The organism is Halomonas gemina (assembly GCF_023554995.1).
GTDB classification, from domain to species: Bacteria; Pseudomonadota; Gammaproteobacteria; order Pseudomonadales; family Halomonadaceae; genus Halomonas; species Halomonas gemina.
Genome location: NZ_JAMJPK010000001.1, coordinates 36692 through 50988, shown reverse-complemented (window position 1 = coordinate 50988; position 14297 = coordinate 36692). Strand labels below are relative to the sequence as shown.

The 14297-nt window shown below is 66.6% G+C and carries 11 protein-coding genes; 8 read left to right on the top strand and 3 right to left on the bottom strand.

The window, feature by feature from the left end:
* Positions 1–2: 2 nt before the first annotated feature.
* Both M8009_RS00245 and M8009_RS00240 read right to left on the bottom strand, forming a co-directional pair.
* Entirely contained in the window at positions 3–1583 is a 1581-nt protein-coding gene (locus M8009_RS00245; protein ID WP_250058763.1) for a GMC family oxidoreductase, read from the bottom strand.
* 55 nt (positions 1584–1638) lie between these two features.
* Entirely contained in the window at positions 1639–2157 is a 519-nt protein-coding gene (locus tag M8009_RS00240) for a gluconate 2-dehydrogenase subunit 3 family protein (protein WP_250058762.1), read from the bottom strand.
* Between the two features lie 352 nt (positions 2158–2509).
* On the opposite strand from M8009_RS00240, the gene M8009_RS00235 reads away from it, so the two are divergent.
* The 8 genes from M8009_RS00235 to M8009_RS00200 all read left to right on the top strand — a co-directional run bounded on the left by M8009_RS00235 (position 2510) and on the right by M8009_RS00200 (position 13110).
* Positions 2510–4495 carry a sigma-54-dependent Fis family transcriptional regulator gene (locus tag M8009_RS00235; RefSeq protein WP_250058761.1) on the top strand — a complete coding sequence of 662 codons (1986 nt, stop codon included), beginning with the start codon at positions 2510–2512 and terminating at the stop codon, positions 4493–4495.
* Between the two features lie 136 nt (positions 4496–4631).
* Entirely contained in the window at positions 4632–4880 is a 249-nt protein-coding gene (locus M8009_RS19290) for a hypothetical protein (protein ID WP_250058760.1), read from the top strand.
* A gap of 195 nt (positions 4881–5075) precedes the next feature.
* A complete protein-coding gene (locus M8009_RS00225; protein WP_250058759.1) occupies positions 5076–6164 on the top strand; it encodes a patatin-like phospholipase family protein in 1089 nt (362 codons plus the stop codon).
* A complete protein-coding gene (locus M8009_RS00220; RefSeq protein WP_250058758.1) occupies positions 6161–7606 on the top strand; it encodes a GntP family permease in 1446 nt (481 codons plus the stop codon). Before M8009_RS00225 ends, M8009_RS00220 begins: the two co-directional genes overlap by 4 nt.
* Before the next feature lie 347 nt (positions 7607–7953).
* A complete protein-coding gene (locus M8009_RS00215; protein ID WP_250058757.1) occupies positions 7954–10749 on the top strand; it encodes a monovalent cation/H+ antiporter subunit A in 2796 nt (931 codons plus the stop codon).
* Positions 10749–11087: a Na+/H+ antiporter subunit C gene (locus tag M8009_RS00210; RefSeq protein ID WP_250058756.1), complete on the top strand. Its 339-nt coding sequence runs from the start codon at positions 10749–10751 to the stop codon at positions 11085–11087. The genes M8009_RS00215 and M8009_RS00210 overlap by 1 nt, the downstream gene beginning before the upstream one ends.
* Positions 11084–12607 (top strand): monovalent cation/H+ antiporter subunit D, encoded by a 1524-nt coding sequence (locus M8009_RS00205; RefSeq protein ID WP_250058755.1) that lies wholly within the window; start codon positions 11084–11086, stop codon positions 12605–12607. The genes M8009_RS00210 and M8009_RS00205 overlap by 4 nt, the downstream gene beginning before the upstream one ends.
* Positions 12604–13110 carry a Na+/H+ antiporter subunit E gene (locus M8009_RS00200; RefSeq protein ID WP_250058754.1) on the top strand — a complete coding sequence of 169 codons (507 nt, stop codon included), beginning with the start codon at positions 12604–12606 and terminating at the stop codon, positions 13108–13110. Before M8009_RS00205 ends, M8009_RS00200 begins: the two co-directional genes overlap by 4 nt.
* Positions 13111–13144: 34 nt before the next feature.
* Here the strand turns inward: M8009_RS00200 and M8009_RS00195 are convergent, their stop codons facing one another.
* Positions 13145–14290 carry an RNA-guided endonuclease InsQ/TnpB family protein gene (locus M8009_RS00195; protein WP_250058753.1) on the bottom strand — a complete coding sequence of 382 codons (1146 nt, stop codon included), beginning with the start codon at positions 14288–14290 and terminating at the stop codon, positions 13145–13147.
* Positions 14291–14297 lie beyond the last annotated feature (7 nt).

Genomic DNA, 14297 nt, shown 5'->3' with positions numbered 1-14297 from the left:
GCTCAGAGTTCTTGGCGCTGCATGCGCTCGGCGATGTGGTCGGCCTGGCGCAGCGCCAGGGCGACGATGGTCAGGGTCGGGTTCTCGGCACCGCTCGAGGTGAACTGGCTACCGTCGGAAATGAAGAGGTTGTCGATGTCGTGGGCCTGCCCCCACCGGTTGACCACCCCGTCCTCGGGCCGGGCGCTCATGCGGTTGGTGCCGACGTTATGGCTGGTGGGGAAGTCCGGCACCTTGAAGATGCGCTCGGCACCCGCGGCCTCGTAGCAGCGGCGTGCCTGCTGTTCGCCGTGGCGGCGCAGCCTCGCATCGTTGGGGTGATCCCCCTTGTAGACGACGGGGACCGGCAGGCCGTGCTGATCCTTCCGGGTGTCGTGCAGGGTGATGCCGTTCTGCTCCATCGGCAGGTCCTCGCCGCAGATCCACACCCCGGAGAGGTGGTCGTACTTGTCCAGGGCCGTGGTGATATCGCGGCCCCAGCCGGCATTGGTGGGGTCCATGAACTTGGCGAAGAAGGGTACGCCCAGCGACATCACCTCCAGGGTGTAGCCGCCGGCGAAGCCTCGCGACTGATCGAGGCGCGCCTCGTCGGAGATGATGCCCGCGAAGGTGGTGCCACGATGCATGTGCACGGGCTTGGGCATCACGCCGAAGATGCAGCTGGTGGCGTGGGTCATGTAGTTGCGCCCCACCTGGCCGGAGGAGTTGGCCAGGCCATCCGGGAACATCGAGGAGTGCGAGTTGAGCAGCAGGCGCGGCGACTCGATGGAGTTGCCGGCCACGCACACCGCCCGGGCCCGCTGGCGATGCTGATTGCCGTCGCCATCGGCGTAGACCACCGCCGTGGCCCGGCCCTGGTCATCGTGCTCGATCTTCAGCGCCATGGAGCGGGGCCGCACCTCGCAATGGCCGCTGGCCTCGGCGCGAGGGATATCGGAGTACATGGTCGACCACTTGGCACCGAAGCGGCAGCCCTGCATGCAGAAGCCGGCCTGCATGCAGCGCCCACGCTCGTCGTACTCCTCGGTGTTGATGGCCATGGGACCGGAGCGCAACTGCTTGTAACCGATGCGCTCGGCGCCAGCGGCCAGCACCTTGAAGTTGTTGTTCCACTGGTGATAAGGCATCCCGGTGGAGTCCCCGGTCACCCCCATGTGGCGCTCGGCCTTCACATAGTAGGGCTCGAGTTCCTCGTAGGAGATCGGCCAGTTGAGCAGGTTGGCCCCCTCGAGATCGCCGATCTCGCTGTGCAACTTGAACTCGTGGGGCTGGAAACGCAGCGACACACCGGCCCAGTGAATAGTGCTGCCGCCCACCCCCTTGACGATCCAGGCCGGCAGGCCGGGGAAGGTCTCGGTGAGCTGGCGGGGGCCGGCAGTGATGCGCTCATCGAGCCAGGAGATCTTCTTGAACATCTCCCATTCGTCGTTCTCGATGTCGTTCATCTGGTAGCGCTTGCCGGCTTCCAGCACCACGCTGTCGATGCCCTTCCGGGCCAGGGCCTGGGCCAGGGTGCCGCCTCCGGCACCGGAGCCGATGATCACCACCACGCTGTCGTCGTCATAGGCGAAACGGGTTGTCATGGCGAGTTCCTCTCGATTCGGTTGTTGTTGTCGTGTCACACCGGGATATCGTGCGTCACAGCCAGTCGATCTCCAGGTCGTCGAAGCCGCGGTGGAGATAGCCGCCCTGCCTCCACGACGCCCCCTCGTAGCCGAAGTACGGCTCCCACAGCTCGGGGTTGTCGTAGAGCCCCACCACCAGGGTGCCCCGCACCGTCTGGAAGAACTCGCCGTCCTCGATCTTGCGCAGCAGCGCCGCCCGATCGGTCTCCTGTTCGATCTCGGCATAACGCCGGCCATGGGCGTCGTGGGCCCGGCGGTCGAGGTCGGCCAGGCCGTCGGCGATCATCGCCCGGTCGCTTTCCAGCAGCGGCTCGAGCGGAGTGAGGTAGTAGCTGTCGGCGATGGCGTCGTGGGGATAGATGTCACGGCCCATGCGCAGCAGGCCGGCGGCCAGGTCGGGCTCGGCCAGGGCCCAACGCGGCCAGAGGCCACCGGCGCCGAGCGCCATACCGCCGACCAGCAGGGCGCCTTGCCCGGAAAGGGTGAGAAAGCGGCGCCGACTGACCCTCGACGCTTCTTGGGAATGGCTCATGGCTTGGCTCCTGTTGTTATGCAAGACCTTGTTTCGTGTAGTAATCAGCCAGGGCGACCGCTCGGCCGCACACTCCTGCCAGAGCAGCTTCCGTGCCACATATGTCCAAACAAAGGCAGGGCATTGTTTTTAAAAGGAAGAGTCAGCAATGCATGAACGGAGGGGGCGCCTGTCACCGCGAGGTGAACGGCGAATATTACAGTCGCTGTGACAAGGGGATTTACAGGAAGCGTTACAGGTGTAAAGGGGGGAAGACGAAGGTCGAATCACCGCCCCCCGCCTTGAGGCGTACCTTTTAAACAAGACAACAACACCCGATGACACGCCGACTCGTCGGCGCAAGGTCACCAACATGAGCACCGCCCAAACACAGCGAGAGCATGTCGCAACGATCCTCCACGCCCTCGAAAACCCAGGCGGTATCGAGCATGCGGTCATCGAGCGCTCCTGGCGCCGCTGCATCGACCGCTACGGTCTCGACCCTACCGCGCCCAGCCCACCCCGCTATGTCCCCGACCGCACCCTGCGCGAGCATCAGGATCAAGCAGATGCCCTGATCCAGGTGGCGCGAGCCGGCGTGGAACAACTCTATCGCCAGATAACGTCACTCGACTATGTGGTGCTGCTCACCGATGCCCGAGGCATCGCCGTGCAGTTCCTCGGCTCGAACAGCGCCCAGCGCGAGCACCAGCGCACCGGCCTCTACCTGGGGGCCGACTGGAGCGAGGAGCACGCCGGCACCTGCGCGGTGGGTACCTGCATCCAGGAACAAGTGCCACTGACCTGCCACCATAGCGATCACTTCAGCGCCCACCACATTCAGTTAACCTGCACCGCGGCACCGGTCTTCGACCCCGACGGTCAACTGCTGGCGGTACTCGACATCTCGGCCTATCGCTCACCGGAGTCCAAGGCCTCCCAGACCTTCGCCCTGCAGGTGGTCAAGCACTATGCCCGGATGATCGAGGACGCTTTCTTTCTGCAGCGCTACAGCGGCTACCACATCGTCTGCCTGGATCGCTCGCGGGAATTCGTGCAGATCAATCGACGCTACCTGATCGCCATCGAGGAGGATGGCACCCTGGTGGCCGCCAACACTGCCGGGCGCAAGCTGCTGCGCCATCACGAGCTGCCCCTGCCCGGCCCCGGCGAGGCCCGCCCCTTCCGCGCCTGGAACATCCAGGACCTGATTGACGCCGAGATCGGCGACGTTCTCGACACCCAGCACTATGGCGATGACCGGGTGCGCGCCTTCCGCACCCATCGCCACCACGAACTGCACTTCGCCACCCTGATCGAGCCACAGCGCCGCCGCGCACCGACCGGCGAAACGCGCCGTCAGGATTCCAGCCTGGCGCCGCTGGAGACGCTGGCCGACGACGATCCGGCGATGCGCGACACCCTGACCCGCGCCGCCCGACTGCGCAACGAGCCGATCAATATCCTGGTGATCGGTGAAACCGGCACCGGCAAGGAACGCATTGCCCGGGCCCTGCACGATTCCAGCCGTCGCCACGACAAGCCCTTCGTGGCCATCAACTGCGCCGCCATGCCCGAGTCGCTGATCGAGAGCGAACTGTTCGGCTACGAGCCCGGCAGCTTCACCGGCGCCAGCAGCAAGGGCATGAAGGGGCTGATCGCCCAGGCCGACGGCGGCACCCTCTTCCTCGACGAGATCGGCGACATGCCCTTGCAGCTGCAGACCCGGCTGCTGAGGGTGTTGGCCGAGGAAGAGGTGCTGCCGATCGGTGCCAGCCGGCCGCTGAAGGTCGACCTGCGGGTCGTCGCGGCCACCCACCGCGACCTGCGCGGATTGATTGAATCTGGCGACTTCCGTGAAGACCTCTTCTATCGCCTCAACGGCGCCAGCCTGCGCCTGCCGCCGCTTCGCGAGCGAGCCGACAAGGGCTACCTGATCCGGCGTCTGTTCAAGGAGCTGCAGACAGAGCGCGGCGAGTCGCAGTCCCGGCTTCGCGGCGATACCATGAGTGCCCTGCTCGCCTATCCCTGGCCGGGCAACATCCGCGAGCTTCACAATGCCCTGCGCTATGCCCTGGCCACCCATGAAGGCAACGAGGTAGTGGTCGGCGACCTGCCGGAGGAATGCATCAGCGGCCACCTGGCCCATCCGGCAGCGCAGCCCCGCTCATCTCTTGACAGGCTCGCCGTCGGCTACCCGGCTCTGGCACGGGGCGAAGACCCCCTGCACGACGCCCTGCGAAAGCACCACTGGAACATCAGTGCCGTGGCCCGGGAGCTCGGGCTGTCGCGCCCCACGATCTACCGGCGCATGAAGCGCCTGGGCATCGTGCCCCCCCACCAGCAGGACGCCCCCTGAACCCCGGCCCGCGAGGTGTTGATCTCCGGCTCCGGATGGCCCCGACCATCAGCATGGTTCATATGGCACGGTGGCCTGAGCAGATCAGATGCGCGATAGTAGCCCTGTCATTAGTCTGCAAACAGGTCGTCTCCGAATGGATGCGCTGTGCCGCCATACCCTGCTGATCATCGTCCTGGGCAGCCTGGCCATGGGCATCGTCAGCGCCGCGGGCTCCTTCGGCCAGTTCGCGATGCTGCCCGGCACCCTGGGACTGCTGGAGTGGCTCCGCTGGTCCGCCGCCCTGCTGGTGATGGGCGGGCTGGCGGCATTGATGGTGCCCCTGGGCGGAATGCTGCGCGACCGCCCCTCGCCCCGCCAGGCCAACGCCGAGGCCAAGGCATGAGTCGCGCACGCCGGGGGCTGCTCGCCCTGCTGGCCGCCGCCGCCCTGGCTCTGGCCTGGTGGGGCTGGCAGGCGCTGGATGCCAGCCTGCTGCTGCTCGGCAGCCGGTAGTGTTGAGGCGGCACATCATCAAGCGACAACGGCTGCCGAGACGCCTACACTGCACTGCAGCATTCACACTGCTACAGGAGCAGACATGGCGACAGGCGAGAAGAAACGGATCGATCTGGCACTGCAGGGCGGCGGCTCCCACGGCGCCCTGACCTGGGGGGTACTGGATCGCCTGCTGGAAGACGAGCGGCTGGAAATCGACGGGATCAGCGGCACCAGCGCGGGGGCCATGAATGCCGTGGTGCTGGCCGACGGGCTGCACAAGGGCGGGCGAGACGGCGCCCGTGACGCCCTGCGCACCTTCTGGAAGGCGGTCAGCGATGCGGCACGTTTCTCTCCGATCCAGCGCACTCTCTGGGATCGACTGATGGGCAACGATAGCCTGGACCATTCCCCGAGCTATCTGTTCTTCGAGAATCTTACCCAGCTGATCCCACCCGCCAAGCTCAACCCCCTGGCCATCAATCCGTTGCGCGATCTGGTCCTCGAGCTGGTCGATTTCGAGCGGGTCAATGCCTGTCGCAAGGTCAAGGTATTCGTCACGGCCACCCATGTGAGCACCGGCCGCGCCACGATATTTCGCCAGCCCGAACTGACCGTCGATACCGTGATGGCATCGGCTTGTCTGCCCTTCATGTTCCCGGCCGTGGAGATCGACGGCGAAGCGTATTGGGATGGCGGTTACAGCGGCAACCCGGCGCTCTACCCGCTGGTCGATGACCAGGAGTGTCGTGACCTGGTGGTGGTGCAGATCAATCCGCTGGTCCGTCGAAAACTGCCGGAGAGCGCTCGGGAGATCCTCAACAGGATCAATGAAATCACCTTCAACTCCAGCCTGATCAAGGAGCTACGCAGCATTCAGCTGCTGCACCGACTGATCGAGGCCGAGGGCCTGGAACTCGAGAGCTACCGTGCCATGCGCCTGCATCTGATTCATGCCGAGCACGATATCGAAACCCTCAGTGCCTCCAGCAAGATGAACGCCGAATGGGACTTTCTCTCCCGCCTGCATGCCCGGGGGCGTGCCTGGGCCGGCCAGTGGCTGGAGACGCACTTCGATGCCCTGGGCGAACACTCGACCTTCGACCTGGATGCGGTCTTCCCCGATACCTTTCGCCCCCTCTCGACCACGGATGTAACCCCCAAAGGAGATGACGAAGGAAAGGATCGATGATCGGCATCTCGGCGATCGCCATTGCGCTGCTGCTATTGATGGTTCTGGCCTACCGCGGCCTCAGCCTGTTGATCCTGGCCCCGCTGCTGGCCGCGCTGGTGGCACTGGTCTCGGTCGACACGCCCCTGCTGGCCAGCTACACCCAGGTCTTCATGGGGGCCGCCGGCGATTTCATCGTGCGCTACTTCCCGCTGTTCCTGCTGGGGGCGGTGTTCGGCAAGCTGATGGAGGATTCGGGCAGCGCGGAGGTGCTGGCCAGCGCCATCGTCGAGCGCCTGGGTGACGCCCGCGCGATCCTGGCGGTGGTACTCGCCTGTGCGGTGATGACCTATGGCGGCGTCTCGCTGTTCGTGGTGGCCTTCGCGGTCTACCCGATCTCCGCGGCGCTGTTTCGAAAGGCCAACCTGCCCAAGCGGCTGATCCCCGGCACCATCGCCCTGGGCGCCTTCACCTTCACCATGACCGCGCTGCCGGGCACGCCAGCCATCCAGAATGCCATTCCGATGCCCTACTTCGGCACCTCGCCGTTTGCCGCGCCGGGGCTCGGCATCCTTACCGGCCTGGTCATGCTGGGGCTGGGGCAAGCCTGGCTGAGCCATCGGGCGAAGCTGGCACGGCAGGCCGGGGAAGGCTACGGCGACCACGGCGACGCACCGCCGGCCGAACACCTGCGGGAGCGCGCGTCGGGCGAAGGCTTCGACCTGGCCGAGGTGACACCGCCGCCGTCGGATCGCGATCTGCCTCCCCTGCCCTTGGCGCTGTTGCCCATCGTGCTGGTCATCGCCCTGAACCTGCTGTTCACGGCGGTGGTGATCCCCGCCATGGACACGGGTTACCTCGCCGAGCCGGCCTATGGCGCGACCGGCATCGAGTCGGTACGAGGGGTCTGGTCGGTGATCGCCGCCCTGGTGATCGCCATCGGGGTGATCATCGTCACCAACCTCAAGCGCCTCGAGGCCCTCACCACCACCCTCGATAGCGGCGCCAATGCCTCGCTGCTGCCGATCTTCAATACCGCCAGCCTGGTCGGCTTCGGCTCGGTGATCGCCTCGCTTGCGGCCTTCGAGGCGATCAGCCTCTGGGTGACCTCGGTGGGCGGCGACAACCCGCTGATCTCGCTGGCCATCGCGGTCAACCTGCTGGCGGGCATGACCGGCTCGGCCTCCGGCGGCATGAGCATCGCCCTGGCGACGCTGGGCGACACCTACCTGGCCATGGGCCAGGCCGCCGGCATCGCCCCCGAGCTGCTTCACCGGGTCACGGCCGTCGCCACCGGCGGGCTGGATGCGCTGCCGCATAACGGCGCGGTGATCACCCTGCTCTCCATCTGCGGCCTGACGCACCGCCAGGCCTACCTCGATATTGCGGTGGTAGCCGTAGTGGTGCCCCTCATCTCGCTGGTACTGCTGATTACCCTGGGCAGCCTGGCAGGGTCGTTCTGAGGCTAGAGAGTCATTGAGCAACCGACCGCGCTGACGGAGCAGCCGGCTCCGCCGGGCCCGGTCTGGGGAGTCCGCCTGGCAATCGGCCAACCCAAGGTGAGCGCCTCACACGGAACGGCATCCAGGTCCCACTGATGAAACTTGTGGCTAGCGTCCACCCGGGTGGGGACAAGGTTATCGGCCCCAGGCCTTCTCCCGGCACGGCGGTGCAGGTAATCTCGAGAGGCACTCTCGGCCCGTGTCCGACGACCTCACCCTCGGTTGACGTCAATCAAGGTGGTCCACGCGGCCCTGGTGTGGAGTGAAGGAACCTTTCGCACTCGATGCTGGACAGGGAGACGGGTCCCATGCCGCTTGCGCTGATCATCCTGCTGCCGCTGACCGGCGCCTGCCTGCCCGCCCTGATGCGGGGGCGATCCTCACGCCTGCTCGCCTCGGTGTCTGCCCTTCCCGCCATCTTTACCCTGCTGCTGCTGCTGAGCTGGCTGCCCCACGTCATGGGCGGCGGCGAGGCCATCGTGCAGCGGCTCGCCTGGCTGCCATCGCTGGGCCTCGACGTCGCCTTCCGCCTCGACGGCCTGGGGCTACTGTTCGCCCTGCTGATCACCGGGATCGGCTGCCTGATCCTGCTCTACGCGCGCTACTACTTCGAGGACAGCGACACCTCGGCGCGCTTCTTCACCCTGATCCTGCTGTTCATGGCGGCCATGCTGGGTATCGTGCTCTCCGAGAACCTGCTGTTCCTGCTGGTCTTCTGGGAGCTGACCAGCCTGGTCTCCTTCCTGCTGATCGGCTATCACACCCACGACCATGCGGCCCGGCTCGGCGCCCGCATGTCGCTGGTGATCACCGGCGGCGGCGGGCTGGCGCTGCTCGGCGGCGTGGTGCTGCTGGGCCAGGCCGCCGGCAGCTACGAGCTCTCCGTGGTGCTCGAGGCCGGCGACCGGATCCGTGCCCACGAGCACTACGGCCTGATGCTCAACCTGATCCTGCTCGGCGCCTTCACCAAGTCGGCCCAGTTCCCCTTCCACCTCTGGCTGCCCCACGCCATGACGGCGCCGACGCCGGTCTCCGCCTACCTGCACAGCGCCACCATGGTCAAGGCGGGGCTGTTCCTGCTCGCCCGGCTGCACCCGGCGCTGGGCGATACCTCGGCATGGTTCCACCTGGTGACCCTGACCGGCATGGTGACGCTGATGCTGGGCGCCTTCGTGGCGATGTTCATGCATGACATGAAGGGGCTGCTGGCCTACTCCACGGTCTCGCACCTGGGACTGATCATGCTGCTGCTGGGGCTGGGCACGCCTATGGCCGTGGCGGCGGCGCTCTTTCACCTGCTCTGCCATGCGCTGTTCAAGGCGCCATTGTTCATGATGGCGGGCTACGTCGATCGCGCCACCGGCACCCGCGACATGCGCCGGATCAACGGCATGTGGCGCTTCATGCCGGCACTGATGGTGCTCTCCGGCATCTCCGCCGCCGCCATGGCCGGCCTGCCGTTGATGAGCGGCTACCTGAGCAAGAAGATGCTCTTCGGCGAGAGCCTGCAGATAACGGCGCCGGACTGGGCGGTGGTGGTGATTCCCCTCTGGGTGACCCTTGCCGGGCTCTTCTCGGTGGCCTATTCGATCCGTATCTTCCACAACGTCTTCTTCAACGGCCGGCCGGTCGACCTGCCGGCATGGCCGCCACGCGCGCCGCGAGCGGCGTCCCTGTCGCCCATCGTGCTGTTGGCCCTCGCCACCCTGCTGGTGGGGCTGGCACCGGAGGCCTTCTACGCCGCCCTGGTCCACCCCGCCTTCGCCGCGGCGCACCAGGCCACGGTGACGCCCTTCGACTTCGCCACCCTGGGTGGCCGCCTGCCCATGCTGATGAGCCTGTTCGCCCTGGCCGGCGGCGCGCTCTTCTACCACTGGCGCGATCCCCTGTTCCGCCTCCATGCCCGCCTGCCCGAGGTCGACGCCAAGGAGATCTTCGACTGGTTCATGCGCAGCGCCATCGCCCTCTCCCAGCGCCGCGTCTTCCAGCTCGAGAACGGCTCGCTGCAACGCTACCTGACCTTCATCATGGCCACCCTGGTGGTCCTGGTGGGACTGGAACTCGGCGGCGTGACCCGCTGGCACGGCGGCGAGGCGCTCTCCCCGCTCGACCCGCTGACCCTGCTGGCCGCGATCCTGCTCTGCCTGGCGGCCATCGGCGTGGTGGCCTTCCACCACTACCGCCTGCCGGCCCTGCTGCTGCTGGGCGTCACCGGGCTCTTCGTCACCGTCACCTTCGCACGCTTCTCGGCGCCGGACCTGGCCCTGACCCAGCTGATGGTGGAGGTAATGGCGGTGGTGATCATGATGCTGGCGCTCTCCTTCCTGCCACAGACCTCGCCCAGGGGCTCGAGCGGCTTCAGGATGGGGCGCGACCTGGCCATCGCCGTGCTGATGGGAATCGGCGTGGCGGCCTTCAGCTTCGCCATCCTGACCCGCCCCCACCAGACGATCTCCCATTTCTTCCTGGCCAACAGCGTGCCCGGCGGCGGTGGCACCAACGTGGTCAACGTGATCCTGGTCGACTTCCGCGGCTTCGACACCCTGGGCGAGATCACCGTGCTGGGCATCGCCGCGCTGGCGGTGTTCGCCTTCACCCGCGACCTGCACCTCAAGGAGCGGGTGGTCGAGACCAATCCCATGCACTGGGTCGCCGAGCCGCACCCGATCATGCTCAGCACCGTGGCCCGGTTGGTGCTGCCCATCGCCCTGCTGGTCTCGGCCTACATCTTCCTGCGCGGTCACAACCTCCCCGGCGGCGGCTTCATCGCCGGGCTGATCACCGCGGTGGCGTTGACGCTGCAGTACATGGCGGGCGGCCTGGTGTGGGCCCAGTCGCGCATGCTGACTGCCTTCCGGCCGCTGATCGGCGCCGGGGTGCTGATCGCCACCTTCACCGGCCTGGGCAGTTGGCTGTTCGGCTTCCCATTCCTCACCTCGGCCCACGGCCACCTGCACCTGCCGCTGGTCGGCGAGTTCGAACTGGCCACCGCCATGCTCTTCGACCTCGGCGTCTATGCCACCGTGGTCGGGGCGACGCTGCTGATACTGGCCAACCTCGGCAAGCTGATGACCGTGGCCGGCCCCGGCAAGGAGATCGGCTGATGGAACTGCTCTACGCCATCACCCTCGGCGTGCTGACCAGCTGTGGCGTCTACCTGCTGCTGCGGGCACGCACCTTCACGGTGATCCTCGGGCTGACGCTGCTCTCCCATGCCGTCAACCTCTACCTGTTCGCCTCGGGGCGCCTGGTCGCCGGTGCGCCGGCCATCGTCGGTCTCACCGAGCGCTCCGCGGATCCCCTGCCCCAGGCCCTGGTGCTCACCGCCATCGTCATCGGCTTCGCCATGACCGCCTTCGTCGTGGTGCTGGCCCTCAAGGCCGCGGTGGAGCTGCGCAACGACCACGTGGACGGCGAGAACCCCGACGAGGATCGCGCATGAACCATGCCCTGATCCTGCCGATCCTGCTGCCGCTGATCACCGGCGCCGGCCAGCTGCTGTTCTACCAGGCGCCCTTCCCCCTGCAGCGCCTGCTGGGCTTCGCCAGCACCTTCTGGCTGGTGCTGCTGGGGATCTGGTGCCTGCTGGTCGCCGGCGGCGGCGAGCACCTCATCTACCATGCCGGCGACTGGCCCGCGCCCTTCGGCATCGTGCTGGTGCTCGACCGCCTCTCCGCCGTGATGCTGGCACTGACCGCCGTGCTGGGCCTGTGCTGCCTGATCTACGCCAGCGGCGGCACCGACCAGCGCGGCGCCCACTTCCATGCCCTCTTCCAGTTCCAGCTGGCCGGCCTCAACGGCGCCTTCCTGACCGGCGACCTGTTCAACCTCTTCGTGTTCTTCGAGATCCTGCTGATCGCCTCCTACGCCCTGCTGCTGCACGGCGGCGGTCGCGCCCGCAGCCGCGCCGGGCTGCACTACGTGATCATCAATCTGGCGGGGTCGGCGCTGTTCCTGATCGCGCTGGGCACCCTCTACGGCCTCACCGGCACCCTCAACATGGCCGACCTGGCGCTGCGCGTGGCCGAGGCACCCGCGGAGGATGCCCCGCTGCTCGCGGCCGCCAGCCTGATCCTGCTGGTGGTGTTCGGCATCAAGGCGGCGATCCTGCCGCTGCTGTTCTGGCTGCCACGGGCCTACTCGGCCGCCAGCGCCCCGGTGGCCGCGCTCTTCGCCATCATGACCAAGGTCGGGATCTACGCCATCCTGCGGGTCTTCCTGCTGGTCTTCGCGCTGGGCGAGACCCCCGTCGCCGCGACCGCCTGGGGCTGGCTGTGGCCGCTGGCGCTGCTGACCCTGGCGCTGGGCGGCGTCGGCGTGCTGGGCTCGGACAGCCTGCGCACCCTGACCGCCTACCTGGTGATCCTCTCGGTGGGCACCCTGCTCGCGACCATCAGCCTGGTGACCCCCGCCGCCCTGGGCGCCGCGCTCTTCTACCTGATCCACAGCACCGGCATGGCCGCGGTGTTCTTCCTGCTCGCCGACCTGCTGGGCCAGCAGCGCGAGGAGGGCTACGACCGCTTCTCTGCGACCGGCCCCATCGGGCATCGCTGGGTGCTGGGCACGCTGTTCTTCATCGCCGGCATCGCCATGGCGGGGCTGCCACCCTTCGGCGGCTTCGTCAGCAAGGCGTGGATCCTCCAGGCCAGCGCCGCCGAACCCCAGGGGCTGTGGCTGTGGGGGATACTGCTGGCCTCGGCCCTGCTGGTGATCATCGCCATCAGCCGCACCGGCAGCAGCTGGTTCTGGCGCCCGGGCGACATGGCCAGGCCCTATCCGCTGCGCGCCGGACTGCTCACCCTGGTGGCCATCATGGTCGGCCTCAACGGCGCCCTGGCGGCGTTCGGCGAGCCGGTGATGGGCTATCTGGAGCTGACCGCCGAACAGCTGCTCGACCCCCACGCCTATATCGACGCCGTGCTGCCGGAAGCCCGCGCCGCCGGCCAGGAGGTCTCGCCGTGACGCCCGCATTCCGTTCCCGACAGTTCTGGCTGCCGCGCCCGCTGTTCTCGCTGTTCCTGGCGCTGCTGTGGCTGCTGATGGTCAACGAGGTCAGCGTGGCCCATGCCCTGCTGGGTCTGGCCCTGGGCGTGGCCATTCCTTTCGTGACCCACGGCTTCTGGCCCGAGGAGGCGAAGATCAGGCGTCCCCTGCCGCTGCTGCGCTACCTTCTGGTGCTGCTGGTGGACATCCTGCGCTCCAACCTGGTGGTGGCCCTGCGCATCCTGCGCCCCGCCCGCCACCTGCGACCGGGCTTCTTCACCTATCCGCTCACCCTGGACGACGACTTCGCCATCACCATCCTGGCCAGCACCATCTCGCTGACGCCGGGCACCGTGTCGATCCACTACGACGCCGAGGCCAACACCCTGCTGGTGCACGCCCTGCACCTGGAGGACGAGGCCGAGGCCATCGCCGCCATACGCGAACGCTACGAGAAACCCCTCGAGGAGATCTTCCGTTGACTGCTCCTCCCCCTGAAGGTAGAGGATTCCCAATTCACCGAGAACCGGACACGGAGACGGGCTCCATGCCACTTACATTCTCTCCAGGGGCTAACACCGCCAGCCCGGCGGCTTTGATGTTGATCGCGGCGTTGATGTCGCGATCGTGTTCTGCGGCGCACTCGGGACACGTCCAGGCGCGAACCTGCAACGGCATCTCGGGCATCACATGCCCACAGCCGGAGCAACGTTTGCTGGAGGGATACCACGGGTCAATGGCCGAGAGCTGCCGGCCTGCCCAGGCGGCCTTGTACTCCAGCTGGCGGACAAACTCCCCCCAGCCCGCATCGCTGATCGACTTGGCCAACCGAGGGTGGCGCAGCATGTTCTTCACCTTGAGGGATTCGACGCAGATCACTTGGTTCTCGTTGACGATCTGGCGGGACAGCTTGTGCAAGCGGTCCATCCGGCAATCGGAGATTTTGGCGTGAAGACGAGCGACTTTCTGCCTGGCCTTGGCACGGTTCTTCGAGCCGAGCGTCTTCTTGCTCAGCCGACGCTGTGCTTTGGCAAGACGGGTCGCGTATTTCGCCGTATGGCGGGGATTGCCGATTCGATGCCCGTCGTTGGTGACGAACAGGTCTTTCAGGCCGAGGTCGATGCCCACCATCTTCGGTGTGACAGGCAGGGCCTCGGGTTTGAACTCGCACAGGCAGCTAACGAAGTAGCGCCCCGCCGAGTCCCTGGAAACGTTCACAGTAGTCGGTTCGCTGGGCAGCTCACGGCTCCAGCGTACCGGCAGTGGGTCCTTGCACTTGGCCAGGAACAGCTTCCCGTCGCGGTATTTGAACGCAGAGCGCGTGAACTCCGCCGATTGGCGGTGTCGCTTGCTCTTGAAGGTCGGGTAACGGGCTCGCCCCTCGAAGAAGTTCTTGAAGGCGGTCTGCTGATGGCGAAGGCACTGCTGAAGCGGGACCGAGCTGACCTCATTGAGGAAGGCGGTGTCTTCAGCTTTCTTCATCCGCGACAACTCCGCGTTCGCCGCCATGTAGCCGATCTTCTCTCGGCGTTCACGGAAGGCATCGGTGCGATAGCGAAGCACCGCGTTGTAGACGAAACGCACACACCCAAACGTCCTGGCAAGGAGTTGCTCCTGTTCTGGCGTGGGGTAGAAACGATATTTGTAGGCACGTTTCGTCATGCCCATT